Raw genomic sequence first — 1,232 nt, 5'->3', positions numbered from 1 at the left:
TGTGCGGGGACATGGTGGACACATTATTGACCATAATCAGGCTTACTAATGTCGATTGTTCGCAAAAAGTGATGGCAGAAATAGACGTCGAACAGACCATCGCTTTCTGCGTTCGGGCGGATTGCTATGTGCTGTCCTACCAAGCCTTTTGCGATGCTGAAGTAGCGTTTTTGGAAGCGAAAACGGCTGTGATAAACCTTGGCTAACACGTCGTCTGGTCCGTATTCAAACTCAGGTAGCTTTTGCGGATAAGCCCAAGGACTGCTGCGATAGCGGTCCATGGGCACCTTGTATTCCAGCGCCTGATGAGGACGTTGCAGGTTGTATATTTCACGCCATTGATCGAATGCTGATTGAGCATCCGCTAGCGTAGAAAAGTGACGCCCGTTAAGGACTTCTGCCTTGAGTGATCGATGAAAACGCTCGATTTTCCCATTTGTTTGCGGATGGTAGGGACGACTGAAACTTATCCGAATTCCCAAACGCACCAGTCAAATACTCAACTCTGTGATCTCGCCAGGATTACGCGGTGAGCCCCATGGCGCGCCATTGTCGACGTTGATACGTGCCGGTAAACCGTAAGTTTCAAATACCTCGCTCATCTTCTGTTTTACGGTGGTGCCTCGCTCGTTATCACACGCTTGGATGGCCAGGTTGAACCGCGAATGATCGTCCAGGATGGTCAGGGGGTGGCATCGGCCTTGCTGCATTGCAAAGTGGCCTTTGAAATCCATCTGCCAAAGATCGTTGGGCTCAGGATGTTCAAATCTCAGCCGGGCCTCTGGTTCTTTCTCTGAAGGCTTAATCAAGCTGTGCCGGTGCAGGACATTAGTGACAGTACTGGGAGCAATTCGCTTGTCCAGCATGCTGCTAATTGTGCGTCCGCCCCATGCCGGATGATCTTGGCGAAGTGCAACGACCTCAGCCTCCAGCTCGGCCCGGGTCAGTTTGGGGCTGCTGGCGGGCCTGCGTGACTTCTCTTGCAAACCTGCAGAGCCGCCGGCCTCGTAACGCTTTAGCCACTTGTAGGCGGTTTGCGGACTTATACCAAATCGTCGACACAGCTCTCGCTTATTACTGCCGGGTTTCTTTGCTAAGGAAACAAACTCTTGTTTTAGGCTCATGGCGTCTCTCGTGTTCCAGGGCATGATGGCCTCCCGGCGAAGCTGGCTTCGCCGAGAAGTGTCCACCATGTCCCCGCACACCCGTCAACCATGTGTCCGGTCCGTACA

Annotated in this window: 1 pseudogene; it reads right to left on the bottom strand. The window is 52.8% G+C overall.

From position 1 onward, the window contains the following. Positions 1 to 23 precede the first annotated feature (23 nt). A pseudogene (locus tag HBO41_RS29320) lies at positions 24 to 1,148 on the bottom strand (IS481 family transposase). Positions 1,149 to 1,232: the final 84 nt, after the last annotated feature.

It is taken from the genome of Pseudomonas sp. WS 5146, from assembly GCF_012985495.1.
GTDB lineage: Bacteria > Pseudomonadota > Gammaproteobacteria > Pseudomonadales > Pseudomonadaceae > Aquipseudomonas > Aquipseudomonas edaphica.
The sequence above is the reverse complement of the archived record's forward strand: the minus strand, read 5'-3'. Positions and strand labels throughout refer to the sequence as shown.